The sequence below is a fragment of the Polaromonas sp. P5_D5 genome (genome assembly GCF_054049435.1).
Genome location: NZ_JBFUMJ010000002.1, coordinates 1,171,075 through 1,187,756 on the forward strand (window position 1 = coordinate 1,171,075; position 16,682 = coordinate 1,187,756).

The 16,682-nt window shown below is 62.5% G+C and carries 11 protein-coding genes and 2 tRNA genes; 6 read left to right on the plus strand and 7 right to left on the minus strand.

Annotation, left to right across the window (positions count from 1 at the left end; genetic code table 11):
- Positions 1–29: 29 nt before the first annotated feature.
- From ACXJKE_RS12195 to ACXJKE_RS12205, 3 genes are all read left to right on the plus strand, one after another.
- Positions 30–809 (plus strand): tRNA threonylcarbamoyladenosine dehydratase, encoded by a 780-nt coding sequence (locus ACXJKE_RS12195; protein ID WP_457280830.1) that lies wholly within the window; start codon positions 30–32, stop codon positions 807–809.
- Positions 810–902: 93 nt separating this feature from the next.
- A tRNA-Lys gene (locus tag ACXJKE_RS12200) sits at positions 903–978 on the plus strand.
- 8 nt (positions 979–986) lie between these two features.
- Positions 987–1,062: transfer RNA gene (locus ACXJKE_RS12205), tRNA-Lys, on the plus strand.
- 81 nt (positions 1,063–1,143) lie between these two features.
- On the opposite strand, the gene ACXJKE_RS12210 is transcribed toward ACXJKE_RS12205, so the two are convergent.
- The 7 genes from ACXJKE_RS12210 to dapC all read right to left on the minus strand — a co-directional run bounded on the left by ACXJKE_RS12210 (position 1,144) and on the right by dapC (position 9,392).
- On the minus strand, positions 1,144–1,647 hold the full coding sequence (locus ACXJKE_RS12210) for a hypothetical protein (protein ID WP_457280831.1): 504 nt from the start codon (positions 1,645–1,647) through the stop codon (positions 1,144–1,146).
- Between the two features lie 66 nt (positions 1,648–1,713).
- Complete coding sequence (locus ACXJKE_RS12215; RefSeq protein ID WP_457280832.1) at positions 1,714–3,726, minus strand: ABC-F family ATP-binding cassette domain-containing protein; 2,013 nt, start codon at positions 3,724–3,726, stop codon at positions 1,714–1,716.
- 108 nt (positions 3,727–3,834) lie between these two features.
- Positions 3,835–4,749 carry a 50S ribosomal protein L3 N(5)-glutamine methyltransferase gene (gene prmB, locus ACXJKE_RS12220; protein ID WP_457280833.1) on the minus strand — a complete coding sequence of 305 codons (915 nt, stop codon included), beginning with the start codon at positions 4,747–4,749 and terminating at the stop codon, positions 3,835–3,837.
- The gene (gene dapE / locus ACXJKE_RS12225; RefSeq protein WP_457280834.1) at positions 4,746–5,972 is read right to left on the minus strand and encodes a succinyl-diaminopimelate desuccinylase; all 1,227 of its coding nucleotides are present in this window, start codon (positions 5,970–5,972) and stop codon (positions 4,746–4,748) included. The genes prmB and dapE overlap by 4 nt, the downstream gene beginning before the upstream one ends.
- A 50-nt stretch (positions 5,973–6,022) precedes the next feature.
- Positions 6,023–7,168: a PilT/PilU family type 4a pilus ATPase gene (locus ACXJKE_RS12230; RefSeq protein WP_431096336.1), complete on the minus strand. Its 1,146-nt coding sequence runs from the start codon at positions 7,166–7,168 to the stop codon at positions 6,023–6,025.
- A 157-nt stretch (positions 7,169–7,325) separates the two neighbouring features.
- On the minus strand, positions 7,326–8,162 hold the full coding sequence (gene dapD / locus ACXJKE_RS12235) for a 2,3,4,5-tetrahydropyridine-2,6-dicarboxylate N-succinyltransferase (protein ID WP_457280835.1): 837 nt from the start codon (positions 8,160–8,162) through the stop codon (positions 7,326–7,328).
- A gap of 12 nt (positions 8,163–8,174) precedes the next feature.
- A complete protein-coding gene (gene dapC, locus ACXJKE_RS12240) occupies positions 8,175–9,392 on the minus strand; it encodes a succinyldiaminopimelate transaminase (protein WP_457280836.1) in 1,218 nt (405 codons plus the stop codon).
- A 403-nt stretch (positions 9,393–9,795) separates the two neighbouring features.
- Here dapC and smc point away from each other — a divergent pair, with 403 nt between their 5' ends.
- From smc to ligA, 3 genes are all read left to right on the plus strand, one after another.
- The gene (smc, locus tag ACXJKE_RS12245; RefSeq protein WP_457280837.1) at positions 9,796–13,332 is read left to right on the plus strand and encodes a chromosome segregation protein SMC; all 3,537 of its coding nucleotides are present in this window, start codon (positions 9,796–9,798) and stop codon (positions 13,330–13,332) included.
- Between the two features lie 112 nt (positions 13,333–13,444).
- Entirely contained in the window at positions 13,445–14,518 is a 1,074-nt protein-coding gene (locus tag ACXJKE_RS12250) for a cell division protein ZipA C-terminal FtsZ-binding domain-containing protein (protein WP_457280838.1), read from the plus strand.
- A 36-nt stretch (positions 14,519–14,554) separates the two neighbouring features.
- Positions 14,555–16,660, plus strand: coding sequence for an NAD-dependent DNA ligase LigA (ligA, locus tag ACXJKE_RS12255; RefSeq protein ID WP_457280839.1), 2,106 nt, complete (start codon positions 14,555–14,557; stop codon positions 16,658–16,660).
- Positions 16,661–16,682: the final 22 nt, after the last annotated feature.

Below are 16,682 nucleotides of genomic sequence, written 5' to 3' on the forward strand. Positions count from 1 at the left end.
GCACGTCCCGGCAACGATCCGCATTTCCAATGACATCCCTCATCGAAGAACTTCCCGCCGACTTGGAGCGCCGGTTCGGCGGCCTGGCGCGCCTTTACGGCGCGGCGGGGGCGCAGCGCATACGCCAGGCGCACGTTGTGGTTGTGGGTCTGGGCGGCGTGGGTTCCTGGGCGGCCGAGGCCGCGGCCCGCAGCGGCGTGGCCCGCCTGACCTTGATCGACCTCGACCACATCGCCGAATCGAACATCAACCGCCAGGTCCATGCGCTGGACAGCACGCTGGGGCAGGCCAAGGTGCAGGCCATGCGCGAACGCATCGCGCAGATTCACCCGGGCTGCCGCGTGGACGGCATCGAGGAATTTGTCGACACCGCCAACTGGCCGGGCATCCTGGGCCTCGAAGAGGGCTTTGACCGCAAGCAGCTGGCCGTCATCGACGCCTGCGACCAGGTGAAAGCCAAAACCGCCATGGCAGCTTGGGCGATTGCCAACAAGGTGAATCTGGTCAGTGTAGGCGCCGCGGGCGGCAAGCGGCTGGCGCACCGCGTGGACATCGACGACCTGTCGCTGGTCACGCACGACCCTTTGCTGGCGCAGCTGCGTTACCGCCTGCGCAAGGAGCACGGCGCGGCGCGCAAAGGCAAGATAGGCGTGGCCTGCGTGTTCAGCCGCGAAGCCGTGCTGCAGCCCGATGCGGCCGCTCAGAGCGACGGTAGCCTGAACTGCCACGGTTATGGATCGGTCGTGAGCGTGACCTCGACCTTCGGGTTGTGCGCGGCCGGCTGGGCACTCGACAAAATTGCGGCCTGAGTTTTTGCGGAGGCTTAAAAAATCACGCTATAATTCAAGGCTTTGCTGCCCTCGAAGCAGCAAATACCGGGATGTCTCGCAAGATACGTTCTTGGGACCATAGCTCAGTTGGTAGAGCAGCGGACTTTTAATCCGTTTGTCGTGGGTTCGACCCCCGCTGGTCCCACCAGAATTTCCGGGTTCTTAGCTCAGTTGGTAGAGCAGCGGACTCTTAATCCGTAGGTCGACAGTTCGAATCTGTCAGAACCCACCAAGTACATCAAGGACCTGGCCGCAAGGCCAGGTCCTTTTTTGTTGTTCTGCTGACAAACTCCCGAAGGCGGGCTTTGCGGGCTCAAGCCGAGTAGCCCAGCAAGGGCAGCTCCATCTCCGCCTGCTTCGCCACCCGGATACAGTCTTTCATGTGCTCTTCGCCCAGGTAGCGTATCGCCGCATAGCCGACTGCGGCCGACACGATCTGGCCAGCCAGTGGCACATACTTGGCAACCTGTTTGGTGGTCAGGCGAACGCCGATCTTGGTGGCAGCCTTGATGACAAGGTCACGGCTGATAAATTTTCCGATGAGCACCGAACCTACCAGCGTGACGGCTTTTTGCACCTGGTCGCGCTTTCTGGGCTCCAGCCTGTCAAGCTGTTGGGGCGTGAGACCGAACTCCCTGTTGATTTCCGGGATGAGCCGGGACAGCATCGCAGCGTCCACCGCCCAGTCCAGCCCGGGCACCGGCACGGCGCTGGCTGCGGCCGCCACCATGGCACGCTTGTTCAGCAGCTTGCGGCTGCGTTTGACGGCGGCTTCAAGTGCCGCGTCGTCCGCGGCCATATGCAAGGCTGAAGGCATCAATCGGGCCCTTTCAAAATGGGGTGACCTCGGCGGCGTGGTGCCGTCAAGGATCCTTTCGCCACTTTACACCGCAGCCGTCTCGATCTGTTCGGTCAGCTCAAGCCACCGTTCTTCCAGCATGTCTATTTCGCCCTCGATGGCCTTGAGGCGCTTGCCGGTCTGGGCGATCTCTGCGGGCGCAGTGGTGGTGGTCAGCAAGCCCTGCAGGCTGTCGCGTTCTGCGGCCAGCGCTTTCATGCGAAGGTCGATTTTCTCGATTTCCTTGCGAAGCGGTTTGGTGGCTTCGGCCTGTTGCTGACGGCGCTGCGCATCAAGCTTGCGCTGTTCGGGCGTCTCGCGGGGCACGGGTTTCTTTTCTTCGGCCGCCGCAGGGGGTGTAACCGACTTGGCAGTGGCAACCGGGGCCGCGCTGCCGGCTTTCTTGGCTTCCTCGCGCTGACGTTTGGCATGGTCGAGCAAGTATTTCTGGTAGTCGTCCAGGTCGCCGTCAAAGGGGGCGACGCCGCCTTGGGACACCATCCAGAATTCATCGCAGACGGCGCGCAGCAGTGCGCGGTCGTGGCTCACCAGCATGACGGTGCCTTCAAACTCATTGAGTGCCATCGACAAGGCTTCACGCGTGGCCAAGTCCAGGTGGTTGGTCGGCTCATCAAGCAGCAGCAGGTTGGGGCGCTGCCAGACGATCATGCACAGCACCAAGCGTGCTTTTTCACCGCCACTCATGCTGCCCACGGCCTGTTTGACCATGTCGCCGCCAAAATTGAAATTACCCAGGAAGCTGCGCAAATCCTGCTCACGCGTAGGCTGGTTGCCCATCTTGCCGGCGGCGGTGACTTCCTTGACAAGGCGGATCATGTGCTCCAGCGGGTTGTCGGCCGGGCGCAGCACGTCCAGCTCCTGCTGGGCGAAGTAGCCGATGTTCAGTCCCTTGCCCTCAATCATCTCGCCGCTGATGGGCACGAGTGCCCGGGCCACGGTCTTCACGAGCGTGGACTTGCCCTGGCCGTTGGCGCCCAGGATGCCAATGCGCTGGCCGGCCAGCACTGACTTGCTGACGTTCTGCACGATGACTGTGGGCGGCGTACCTTCCGGGGAATCTTCAAGCGGTGGGTAACCGAAGTAGGCGTTCTGCATCGACAGCATGGGGTTGGGCAGGTTGGCCGGCTCCTTGAACTCGAAGGTGAAGTCGGCCTCGGCCAACAGCGGCGCGATTTTCTCCATGCGGTCCAGTGCCTTGACGCGGCTTTGCGCCTGCTTGGCCTTGCTGGCTTTGGCTTTGAAGCGGGCGATGAACTTCTGCAGGTGGGCGATCTTGTCCTGCTGCTTGGAAAACGCAGTCTGTTGCAGCGCCATTTGCTCGGAACGCAAATCTTCGAACTTGCTGTAATTGCCGCCGTAACGAGTGAGTTTTGCGCTTTCGATATGCACCGTCACGTCGGTCACGGCGTCGAGAAATTCGCGGTCATGGCTGATGACCAGCATGGTGCCCTGGTAGCGCTTGAGCCAGGCTTCCAGCCAGACCAGCGCGTCCAGGTCCAAATGGTTGGTGGGCTCGTCCAGCAGCAACAGGTCAGACGGGCACATCAGCGCGCGCGCCAGCTGCAGTCGCATGCGCCAGCCGCCGGAAAAGCTGTTGACCGGGTTGTCCAGTTCGCTGACCTTGAAGCCCAGGCCCAGGATCAGCGCTTGGGCGCGCGCCTGCGAGTCGTGCGCGCCGGAGTCGTACAGCTCCATGTAGGCGTGCGCCATGCGGTCGCCGTCACCGCTTTCTTCGGCGGCCGCCACCTCGGCTTGTGCGGCCATCAGCACCACGTCGCCTTCGATCACGTAGTCGGTGGCGCTTTGCTCGGTTTCGGGCATGTCCTGCGCAACCTGCGCCATGCGCCACTGCGTAGGAATCGAAAATTCGCCGCCGTCTTCATGCAGCGTTCCGTTGAGCATCGCGAACAAAGAGGATTTGCCCGCGCCGTTACGCCCCACCAGGCCAACGTTTTCGCCGGGGTTGAGGGTGACGGACGCGCCATCCAGAATCACTTTGGCGCCGCGGCGCAGCACGACGTTTTTAAGGGTAATCATTTAATTAAAGCTTCAGGAAAAGTATTCGGGGTGGCGGGGCGTCGCACACGCTTGCCAAGCAAGCGCTGCGCCAGTCATTCAGGCCGGGGCTGAGCGCCAGCCTGGCCTTCAGGCCAGTTGTTCGCGCGTCAGCAGCAAGACCTGGTCGGCGCCCGAGCTGGTTTCGAACCACAGCGGTTCAAGCGTCGGGAAAGCGCGCTCAAAATTCTCGCGCTCATTGCCGATTTCCAGCACCAGCACAGCATTTTCGCTCATATGGCGTGCGGCGCTTTGAAAAAGGTCTCGAATGAAGTCCATGCCATCGGTGCCGCCGTGCCGGTTACCGTCCAGTGCCAGGCCGGGTTCAGCCCGGAACTCGGCCGGAAGGGCTGCCATGCTGGCAGCGTTCACATAGGGCGGGTTGCACAAAACCAGGTCATACAGGCCCGCGCAGGCAGCCATGCCGTCAGATTCGATCAGCGTGATGCGGCCGTCCAGGTGATGACGGTCCACATTGATACGGGCCACCTCCAGGGCGTCCAGGCTGATGTCGGCGGCGTCCACCAACACATCAGGATAGGTCATGGCCGCCAGCACCGCGAGGCTGCCGTTACCGGTGCAGAGGTCAAGCACGCGGTGGGTGTGCTCGCCCAGCCAGGGGTCTATGCTGGCGTCGGCCAGCAGCTCGGCAATGAGGGAGCGTGGAATGATCACACGCTCATCGACATAAAAGGGCACGCCCATCAGCCAGGCTTCGTTCGTCAGGTAAGCCGCCGGCTTGCGGGTGCTGATGCGTGCTTCCAAAAGCATAGCTGCTTGCGCATGTTCCTCTTGTGTTACCGGCCGATTCTCTACAGAATCCAGGTCGTCCAGTGGCAACCCAAGCTTCCACAGCACCAGCCACGCGGCCTCGTCGAAGGCGTTGGTCGTGCCTTGCCCGAATCCGTCTGAAAAGTGCAGGCCTGCCGCTTCCAGCCTGGCGGCCATTTGCTCGACCAGCGCCAGCACCGTCAGCGGTGCAGCAGGAGTTGCCGGGCTCGTCATGCTGCCGCCAGCCGTTCCAGAACACCTTTGTAGATGTTTTTGAGCGGATCGAGTGAGCTCACCAGAACATGCTCGTTGATCTTGTGGATCGAAGCGTTGAGGGGACCGAATTCAATGACCTGCGGGCAGATTTTGGCGATAAAGCGGCCGTCACTCGTACCTCCCGTGGTGGATAGTTCGGTTTTCAGGCCGGTTTCAGCCTGGATCGCTCCACGCACCGCATCCACCAGTGTGCCTGGAGTGGTCAGAAAGGGGAGACCGCCCAGGGTCCATTTCAGGTCATATTCCAGCTGGTGCCGGCTGAGCACGGCCTGCAGGCGTTGCTGCAGGCTCTCCGGCGTGGATTCGGTGCAGAAGCGGAAATTGAAGTCCACCACCAGTTCGCCCGGAATGACGTTGGACGCGCCGGTGCCACCGTGGATGTTGGAGACTTGCCAGCTCGTGGCCGGGAAGAAGGCATTGCCTTTGTCCCACTCGGTGGCCACCAGTTCGGCCAGCGCAGGTGCAAACAGGTGGATCGGGTTTTTGGCCAGGTGCGGGTAGGCAATATGGCCCTGCACGCCCTTGACAGTGAGCTTGCCGCTCATGGTGCCACGGCGGCCGTTCTTGATCATGTCGCCCAGGCGCTCGACCGAGGTGGGTTCGCCCACGATGCAATAGTCCAGCGTTTCGCCGCGCGCTTTCAGCTGCTCGCAGACCATGACCGTGCCGTCCACGGCGGGGCCTTCCTCGTCGCTGGTGATCAGGAAGGCGATCGACAAGGCCGGATCCGGGTGGGCGGCCAGGAATTCCTCGACCGCAACCACCATGGCCGCAATCGACGTTTTCATGTCGGCGGCGCCACGGCCATACATTTGTCCATCACGGTGGCTGGGCGTGAACGGGTGGCTGTGCCACTGGTCGAGCGGGCCGGTGGGCACCACGTCGGTATGGCCGGCGAATACCAGTGTTTTGGCAGGCGTGGTTTCTGCGCCATTTGCTATCAATTCAGGAGCTGCTTGCGCTTGTCCTGACTGGTCTGCAGGCCTAAAGTCCTTCAATTTCCCTTCGCGTTTGGCCCACAGGTTGGTGACGCGGAAGTCGGTGGGGCCGCTGACGATGGTTTCACATTGAAAACCCAGCGGCGCCAGCCGGGCGATCAGCATGGCCTGGCAGTCGGCGTCGTCAGGCGTGACGGAGGGGCGGGAAATCAGCTGTTCGGCCAGATGCAGGGTTCGGGACATGTCGTTTAGGGCCTGTTAACACCGGCCCGAAAACGAGCGCGGCCGTGTTTTTAGTGTTTCACGTCCAGCGTGATTTCCGTAAAGGACGGTTCGTCATCCGGGTCCTCTTCAGGCTCCAGTGTCTTGGCCTTGATGGCAAAGTCATTTTCCAGCCGCCACATCAGGTTGGTTGGCGAGTCGGCGTAGAGAACGCCTTCCTTGCGTGTGACGGTGCCGGCCACGATCAGCTTGGCGATGTCCTGCTCGAAGGTCTGTGAGCCTTCGGCCATGGATTTTTCCATCGCTTCCTTGACGCCTGAAAAATCGCCTTTTTCGATCAACTCGGAGATCAGCTTGGTGTTGAGCATGACTTCCACCGCCGGCGTTCGGCCGCCGTCCTGGGTGCGCAGCAGGCGCTGCGACACGATGGCCTTGAGCGCGGCACCCAGATCGCCCAGCATGGTGCTGCGCACTTCCACCGGGTAAAAGCTCAGGATCCGGTTCAGCGCCTGGTAGCTGTTGTTGGCGTGCATGGTCGCCAGGCACAAATGGCCCGACTGCGCATAGGCAATGGCCGCCGACATGGTTTCGCGGTCGCGGATTTCACCGATCAGGATGACGTCAGGCGCCTGGCGCAACGCATTTTTCAGCGCTACTTGCAGCGATTGTGTATCGCTGCCGACCTCCCGCTGATTCACGACAGACTTCTTGTTGGTGAACAAAAATTCGACCGGGTCTTCGATGGTGAGGATGTGACCCAGCGTTGTCTCGTTGCGCAGATCGATCATGGAGGCCAGCGTGGTGCTTTTGCCGGCGCCGGTGGAGCCCACCATCAGCAGCAGGCCGCGCTTTTCCATGATCAGGTCGGCCAGGATGGGCGGCACGTTCAGGCTTTCCAGTGGCGGGATTTCGCTGGGGATGTAGCGGATCACGGCTGCGTAGGTGCTGCGCTGCTTGAATCCGCTGATACGGAAGTTGCCCAGGCCGGCAATCGGCAACGCCATGTTGAGCTCACCCATTTCCTCCATCTCTTCGATGCGCTCGGGCGGCAATACCTCGGCCAGCAGGTTGCGCGGTGCCTCCGGCGGCAGGATCTGCGCATTGATCGGGATGGCCTGGCCATTGATCTTGATCAGGGCGGGCGAATGGGCCGACAGGTAGACGTCAGACGCCTTCTTGTCCACCATCAAACGCAGGATTCTTTCCATCGTGCTCATAGTCCACCCTCTTGATTGAAATGAAATACAACGTTGGCCACCCGACTTACGGTTCCTCGCCAGCAGGGGCCGCGGAACCGGCTTTGCCGGGCCGCAGGCGCAGCGGCCCCCTCGGGGGGCAGCGCACTACGCGAAGCGAGAAGCGTGGGGGCCATGTCTAGTCGCGGAGTAAATCGTTCAGGCTGGTGGTGGAACGGGTTTTTGCGTCCACGCGCTTGACGATCACCGCGCAGTACATGCTGTACTTGCCGCCGGCCTTTGGCAGGTTACCCGACACCACGACGGAGCCTGCAGGAATACGGCCGTAGGTGACGGTGTCGGCTTCGCGGTCGTAAATCGGCGTGCTCTGGCCGATGTAGACACCCATAGAAATCACCGAATTTTCTTCGACGATCACGCCTTCGACCACTTCAGAGCGTGCGCCGATAAAGCAGTTGTCTTCAATGATGGTGGGGTTGGCCTGCAAAGGCTCCAGCACGCCGCCCAGACCGACGCCGCCGGAAAGGTGCACGTTGTTGCCGACCTGTGCGCAGCTGCCCACGGTGGCCCAGGTGTCGACCATGGTGCCTTCGCCAACCCATGCGCCGATGTTGACGTAGCTGGGCATCAGGATCGCGCCCTTGGCGATGAAGCTGCCGCGGCGGGCCACGGCGGGGGGCACCACGCGCACACCGGTTTCGCGCATTTCGGCTTCGCTCAGGTGCGCAAATTTGGTTTTGACCTTGTCGAAAAAGCCGAGGTCACCGGCGCGCATCAGTTCGTTGTCTTTCAGGCGAAAGCTCAGCAGCACGGCTTTCTTGATCCACTGGTGCGTCGTCCATACGCCCACGCTTTCGCGGGTGGCCACGCGCAGCGAGCCATTGTTCAGCTGGGAAATCGTTTGCTCCACTGCCTCCAGGATGTCCTTGGGCGCCGACTTGGGCGACAGGTTGGCGCGGTCTTCCCAGGCGGCGTCAATGGTTTGCTGGAGCGCTTGCAGGTTGGCTTGAGTCATGAGAATGGTTTTTCAGTGAACTTTGGATTGGATGAACTGGACGATGCGCTCTGCGGCCTCCACGCATTCGGCCGTTTCTGCCACCAGCGCCATGCGGATTCTGCCGGCGCCGGGGTTGTAGCCCTGCGCATCGCGTGCCAGGTAACTGCCCGGCAACACCACGACATTGTAAAGAGCGAGCAGCTCGCGCGAAAACGCGGTGTCCGAACCCCTGAATGCCTCGGGGATTCCGGCCCACAGGTAAAAGCCTGCATCGGGCAGGGCGACGTCCATCACCGCCGACAGCAGGGGCGTGACTTTGGTGAATTTTTCGCGGTACATGGCGCGGTTGTCCACCACGTGCTGCTCGTCGTTCCATGCGGCGATGCTGGCCGCCTGCACGATGGGACTCATGGCGCTGCCGTGGTAGGTACGGTAGAGCAAAAACGGCTTGATCAGCGCCGCATCGCCCGCCACAAAGCCGCTGCGCAGGCCCGGCACGTTGCTGCGTTTGGAGAGGCTGGTAAGGGAAATCAGGTTTTTGAAGTCATGCCGGCCCAGCTGGGAAGCCGCCTGCAGGCCGCCCAGCGGCGCTCCTCCATCGTCACCCTCGCGGAAATAGATCTCGCTGTAGCACTCGTCGGAGGCGATGACAAAGCCGTAGCGATCACTGAGCCCAAACAGCAGCTTCCATTCAGGCAGCGACATCACCGAACCGGTGGGGTTGCCGGGCGAACAGACGAACACCAACTGGGTTTTGGCCCATACCTCAGTCGGCACGGCCGCCCAGTCGATGCCGAAGTTGCGCGCCGGGTCGCTGGGCGCAAACCAGGTCTGGGCGCCCGCCAGCAGGGCTGCGCCTTCATAAATTTGATAGAACGGATTCGGGCAGACCACGGTGGCACCCGGTTTGCTGGCGTCCAGCACGGTTTGCGCCAGTGAAAACAGCGCCTCGCGCGAGCCGTTGACCGGCAGGACTTGTGTGGCCGGGTCCAGTTTCAGGCCATAGCGGCGGGCCAGCCAGTCGGTCATGGCCTGGCGCAGCTTCGGCTCCCCCAGCGTACCGGGGTAACTGGCCAGGCCGCCCAGGCTGGCTGTCAGCGCATCCTTGATGAGCTGGGGCGTGGCATGGCGCGGTTCGCCTATGCCAAGGCTGATGGGTTTATAGGCCGGATTGGGGGTGACATCGGCGTGCAACTGGCGCAGCCGTTCAAACGGATAGGGCTGGAGGCGTGAAAGCAGGGGATTCATGCCCTGATTATCCAGCCTTGCCTTGCTGACCCGCCGCCGGTTTGGGTTGCGGCCTGTCACGTCCTGGTCTGATTGCTATCAAACTAATAGCTGATCGCGCTGGTCCTTATTGGGCTTCAGGCCAATTTGATCTAAATTTCTCCGTTAGCCAGCCATTTTCAGGCAGCGAAGGGCCTGGCATCACCCTGACAGACCGCCGCCGTGCGAAGCAAAGTGTTTCACGCCGGGCCCGTCAAGGGCCTTTTTCCCGGCAAAATCTGCGTCCCGCTCGGGTAACATGGCGGACCGTGCGCTACTGAAAGTGGTACACGGCGTGTGTCAGCGTTTTTCCGTAAAACGCCATAAAAATCAACGAGTTAGGGCTGTAATTCCCTACCTCAGGCTCAAAAAAACAGGGACAGCCGTGCGTCTCAATTCGATCAAGCTATCTGGTTTCAAATCATTCGCAGAGCCCACCAATTTCGTACTGCCGGGCCAACTGGTCGGCGTGGTGGGCCCTAACGGTTGCGGCAAGTCCAACATCATGGACGCAGTGCGCTGGGTGCTGGGCGAAAGCAAGGCCTCCGAGCTGCGCGGCGAGTCCATGCAGGACGTCATCTTCAACGGCACCACCACACGCAAGCCCGCCAGCCGCTCCAGTGTGGAACTGGTGTTTGACAACGCCGACCACCGCGCCGGCGGCCAGTGGGGCCAGTTTGTCGAGATCGCCGTCAAGCGCGTGCTGACGCGCGACGGCACCTCCAGCTACTACATCAACAACCAGCCGGTGCGCCGCCGCGACGTGCAGGACGTGTTTCTGGGCACCGGCCTGGGCCCGCGCGCCTACGCCATCATCGGCCAGGGCACCATCAGCCGAATCATCGAGTCCAAACCCGAAGAGCTGCGTCTTTTCCTCGAAGAAGCCGCCGGTGTCTCCAAGTACAAAGAGCGCCGCCGCGAGACCGCAAACCGCCTGTCGGACACCCGCGAAAACCTGACCCGCGTCGAAGACATCCTGCGCGAGCTGAACGCCAATCTGGACCGGCTTGAAAAGCAGGCCGAGGTGGCCATGCGTTACAACGCGCTGAATGCCGATGCGAGCCTGAAGCAGCACCAGCTGTGGTTCCTCAAACGCGCCGAAAGCGAAGCCGACCAGTCCAAGGTCAAGGCCGACGCCGAAAAGGCCGTGAACGACCTGGAAAGCCGTGTGGCCGACCTGCGCCACATCGAGGCCGACCTCGAAACCATTCGCCAGGCGCATTACTCCGCCGGCGACCAGGTCAACCAGGCCCAGGGCAAGCTGTATGAGGCCAGTGCCGAAGTTGGCCGCCTGGAGGCCGAAATCCGCTTCGTGGTCGATGGCCGCCAGCGCGTCGAGCAGCGCCTGGCTCAGCTCAAGGAACAAACCGCCCAGTGGGCGACACGCAAGGAAGACGCCGCCGTCGAGACGGAAAACCTCGCCGCACAAGCCATTGAGGCCGAAGAAAAAGCCGAGCTGCTGGCCGCGCAGACCGAAGAGCACCAGACGCAGTTGCCCGCCCTGGAAGACGCCCTGCGTCAGGCACAAGCCAAGGCCAATGAGCAGCGCGCCAGCGTCGGCCAGGTGCAGCAGCAAATCCAGGTGTTGGCCGCCGACCAGCGCAACATCGAAGAGCAGTCGCGCAGCCTGGGGTTGCGGCTGGAAAAGCTCACGGCAGACCGCAACGCGCTGAACGCACCCGACGAAGCGCGCCTGGCCAACCTGAACACACAGTTCACCGCCGCGCAAGAAGCCCAAGCTGAAGCCGAGGCCCGCCTGCACGAGCTGACCGATAGCGTGCCGCAGCTCGACGAAGAACGCCGCACGCTGCAGCACACCGTCAACACCGAATCCGCCAAGCGGGCCGACCTGTCGGCACGCATGGAAGCGCTCAAGGCCTTGCAAGAAAAGGTCAAGACTGACGGCAAGCTCAAGCCCTGGCTGGCCAAGCACGGCCTCGATGGCCTGCAAGGCCTGTGGAGCCGCATCCACATCGAACAAGGCTGGGAAAACGCGCTTGAAGCTGCACTGCGTGAGCGCCTGGGCGCACTCGAAGTCAGCCGGCTCGACATGGTGCGCGGTTTTGCCGGCACCGATGGCCGCGACACGCCGCCGGCCAAGCTCTCGTTTTATTCGCCGCCCAGCGCCGCCGCGCCCGCACGCACCAACGCTGCGATCAACCTCAAACCACTGACCGAACTGCTGCGCCTCAATGATGCCGGCCAGTCGGCATTGCTGGGTGACTGGCTGCAGGGCTGCTATACGGCCCAAGGCCTGGACGACGCCCTGGCCGCGCGCGACAAGCTGCAGGCCGGCGAAGTGATTTATGTGCAAAGCGGCCATGCCGTCACGCACCACAGCGTGAGTTTTTACGCCCAGGATTCCGAACAGGCCGGCTTGTTGGCCCGTGCCCAGGAGATCGAAAACCTCGACAAGCAACTCAAGGCGCAGGCGCTGATCAGCGAAGAAGCCCGCTCCGCGCTGATACGGGCCGAAGCCGCCTACGCCGACGCCGCCCAGCGCCTGGCCACGGCACGCCGCGAAACCGCCGAAGGCCAGAGCCGTACCCATGAGCTGCAGGTCGAAGTGCTGCGCCTGACGCAACTAGCCGAGCAAACCCGCGCCCGCAGCGAACAGATCCAGGCCGACATGGCCGAAATCGAAGCGCAGCTCGGCGAACTGCAGGAGCGCAAGGTTACCGCCGAAGGCCGCTTTGAAGAGCTGGACATGCAACTGGCCGACAGCCAGGAACGCCATGCGCAGCTGGACGACCGCGTGATCGAAACCGAGCGCAAGCTGGGCGAATCACGTGAGCAGCAGCGCACGCTGGAACGCCAGGCGCAGGAAGCCACGTTTGCATTGCGCAGCCTGGCGTCCCGCCGCGAAGAACTGACCCGCTCCATTGACATTGCCGCTCAGCAGGCCAGCTCCATCGCGAGCGAGGAAGCGCAAGCCCGCGAAGAGCTCACGCGCCTGACAGACGCCGCCGCGCAGGCCGGCCTGCAAAGCGCACTGAGCGTGAAGCTTGAGCGTGAAGCCGACCTGGGCGCCAAGCGCAGCCAGTACGACGACCTGACCAGCAAGCTGCGCGCCAGCGATGAGCGGCGCCTGCAGCTCGAGCGCGAGCTTGACCCGCTGCGCCAGCGCATCACCGAGTTCCAGCTGAAAGAGCAGGCCGCGCGCCTGGGCTTTGAGCAATACGCGCAGTTGCTGGCCGACGCGCAGGCCGACCTGGCTGCGGTGGAGCAATCCATCCAGTCCGGCAATGTGCGACTGACCGGCCTGCAAGGCGAAATTGACCGCATCAATCGCGAAATCCAGTCGCTGGGCGCCGTCAACCTGGCCGCGCTGGACGAGCTGAGCACCGCGCGCGAACGCAAACAATTCCTGGATGCGCAGTCCGCCGACCTGAATGAAGCCATGACCACGCTGGAAGATGCGATCAAGAAGATCGACATCGAAACGCGCGACCTGCTCTCGAGCACCTTCGAGACGGTGAACGGCCATTTTGGCCGCATGTTCCCCGAACTCTTTGGCGGCGGCAACGCCAAGCTCATGATGACAGGCGAGGAAATCCTCGATGCCGGGGTACAGGTGATCGCCCAGCCGCCCGGCAAAAAGAACCAGACCATTCACCTGCTGTCAGGCGGAGAAAAGGCGCTCACAGCCATCGCCCTGGTGTTTGCGATCTTCCAGCTCAACCCCGCGCCTTTCTGTTTGCTCGATGAGGTCGACGCGCCGCTGGACGACGCCAACACCGAGCGCTACGCCAAGCTGGTGCGCTCCATGAGCAAGGAAACGCAATTCCTCTTCATCAGCCACAACAAGATCGCCATGGAAATGGCCGAGCAGTTGATTGGCGTGACCATGCAGGAGCAGGGCGTTTCACGCATCGTGGCGGTGGACATGGAAGCTGCCATCGGTTTCGCTGAGGCAGCATGAACACCGGGGTTTTATGCCAGCAGGGGCCGCGGAACCGGCTTTGCCGGGCCGCAGGCGCAGCGGCCCCCCCGGGGGGCAGCGCAGTACACGCAGTGACAAGCGTGGGGGCTCAATGAGCACTTTGCAGATCAGTCTGGCGGTGGTGGGCGGGCTGGTGCTGGCCGGTGTGGTGGCACACAGCGCCTGGTCGTCGCGCAGGAACCTGCCCAAGCAGGCCACACCGGAAGCCCCCGCACCCGAGCAAGAGCTTGCACCCGCACAAAGTGGCGAAGGTGCCGCTGCTGAACGGCTGGAACCCAGCTTTGACGTGGATTCTGGCCTGGCATCGCTGGCCTCGCTCGCCACGATGAATGCATCCGACAGAAAGCCAGGTCTTGACGTGCTGATTGATGCCGTTGCGCCCGTGGTGATTGAGGGCATGGTGTCGGGCGAAGCCGCGCTTGCCGCCATGCCCAGCACGCGCCGGGCCGGCAGCAAGCCTTTCGGCGTTGAAGGCCTGAGCATCATTACCGGCGAATGGGAATTTCCCACAGCAGGGCATCGTTACAGCGCCTTTCAGTGCGGCGTGCAGCTGGCCAACCGCACCGGTGCGCTCAACCAGATTGAATACTCTGAATTCGTGATGAAGGCGCAGGCGTTTGCCGATGCGGTAGGCGGCGAGCCGGAGTTTCCGGAAATGCTGGACGAAGTGGCGCGCGCCCGCGAACTCGACCAGTTTGCCAGCGGCCATGACGCACAGCTGAGCTTTACCCTGCGCGCCGTCAACACCGCCTGGAGCCCGGGTTATGTCCATCAAAGCGCGGCCCGGCTGGGCTTCGTTCCCGGTTCCATTCCCGGGCGCATGGTGTTGCCGGCGAGCCAGCAGGGGCAGGCCCCCATCCTGGGGCTGGCCTTCGACACACAGGCCGCCATGGCAGAAGACCCGGAGCAGACGGCGCTGCGTGAACTGACGCTGTCGCTCGACGTTCCACAGGTTTCCCGCTCCGAGCAGCCCTTTGCTCGCATGTGCGAAGCCGCGCTGTCCCTGGCTGCCAACATGGACGGTGTGATCATCGACGACAACGGCAATCTGATCCGGCCCGAGGCAATGGAAGTCATCCACGCCGACCTGGAACAGCTTTATGACACGCTGGACAGCCGCGATCTGTCGGCGGGCTCGGTGCTAGGGCGCCGGCTTTTCTCTTGATTTTCCCGGGCTTTTCGCCCGTTTCCGATCTTTTTCATGGCCACCAAAGACCTGTTTGCGCAGCCCGAACCCTCGCCGCAACCGGCTTCTGTTGCGGGGCGTGCTGCCGCCTTGCGCGCCGAGTTGCATGCCCATGCACATCGCTATTACGTGCTTGATGAGCCCACGATTCCTGACAGCGAGTACGACAAGCTGTTCAAGGAGTTGCAGGCGATTGAGGCGGCTCATCCGGAACTGCTGACACCCGATTCACCGACCCTGCGGGTAGGCGGCAAGCCGCTGGATCAGTTTGCCAGCGTGCGCCACAAGGTGCCCATGCTCAGCATTCGCACCGAAACCGACACGGAAGCCACAGGCGCCCAGAATTTCGACACCCGCGTGCGCAAGGAATTGGGCCTGGCGGAATCCGACCCGCCTGTCGAATATGTCGCCGAACTCAAGTTCGACGGCCTGGCCATGAGCCTGCGTTATGAAAACGGTGTGCTGGTGCAGGCCGCCACGCGCGGTGACGGTGAAGTTGGTGAAGACGTGACGCAGAACATCCGGACCATCAACCAGATCCCGCTTCGTTTGCCTGCCGACGCCCCGCCGGTCATGGAAGTGCGCGGCGAGGTTTACATGCGCCGCGCCGACTTCGAAGCGCTCAACGAGAAGCAGCGCGAGAAGATCGCGCAAGGCGCCAAGGGTGAAAAAACCTTCGTCAATCCGCGCAACGCCGCAGCTGGCGGCGTGCGCCAGCTGGATCCAGCGTTGGCCGCGCGGCGGCGCTTGAGTTTTTTTGCTTACGGTTTGGGGGATATCTCTCCGCCGGAAGAGGGCGGTCCGGCGTTCGAAACCCATTTTCAGCTCCTGCTAACACTCAAATCATGGGATTTTCCGGTCGCAGCCCAAACGCAGCTTGCGCAAGGCGCTCCTGAATTAATAGCATTCCACCAGACCATGGGCAAGCAGCGCGACAGCCTGCCTTACGACATTGACGGTGTGGTCTACAAGGTCAACAGCCTGGCGCTGCAGAAAAAAATGGGCTTTGTCACGCGCGAGCCGCGCTGGGCCGTGGCGCACAAATACCCGGCGCAGGAGCAGCTCACCACCGTGCTGGCCATTGAGGTGCAGGTGGGCCGCACAGGCAAGCTGACGCCGGTTGCCAAGCTGGCACCGGTATTTGTGGGCGGTGTCACCGTGACCAACGCCACGCTGCACAACGAAGATGAAGCGCGCCGCAAGGACGTGCGCGTGGGCGATACCGTGATCGTGCGCCGCGCGGGTGACGTGATACCCGAAGTCGTCAGCGTGCTGCTCGACAAGCGGGTGCAGGATGCGCCGCAATTCACCATGCCGCACAAATGCCCGGTTTGCGGCTCCGACGCCGTGCGAGAAGAAGGTGAAGCCGATTACCGCTGCACCGGCGGACTTTTCTGCGGTGCCCAGCGCAAGGAAGCCATCCTGCATTACGCACACCGGCGCGCCGTCGAAGTCGAAGGCCTGGGCGACAAGCTGGTCGAGCAGCTGGTTGATGCCAACGTGATCCGTACCTTGCCCGATCTCTACAAACTGGGCCTGACGGCGCTCGCCAGCCTGGACCGCATGGCGGAGAAGTCTGCCAACAACTTGCTGGAAGCGCTTGAAAAGTCCAAGCAGACAACTTTGCCTCGCTTTTTGTTCGGCCTGGGCATACGGCACGTCGGCGAGGCGACGGCCAAGGAGCTGGCGCGCCATTTCGGCAAGCTGGACGCCATCATGGATGCCACCGAAGAGCAACTGCTGGAAGTCAGCGATGTGGGGCCGATCGTGGCGCAGAGTATTCGCACCTTCTTTGAGCAGGCGCACAACCGCGAAGTGGTCGAGCAACTGCGCGCCTGTGGCGTGGCCTGGGAGGAGGGCGAACCAGCTGCCCGGGCGCCCCAGCCGTTGTCGGGCAAGACTTTTGTCATCACCGGCACATTACCCACCTTGAGCCGCGACGAGGCCAAGGACAGGGTGGAGGCCGCAGGCGGCAAGGTGGCTGGCTCTGTCAGTAAAAAAACCGACTACGTGGTGGCCGGCGAAGAGGCTGGCAGCAAGCTGGTCAAGGCCCAAACACTGGGTGTTCCGGTCATCGACGAAGCGGCCTTGCTGGCCCTGCTGGCTGGCCCACCCGGATAGTTTCAGGCTCACGGGAGGCAAC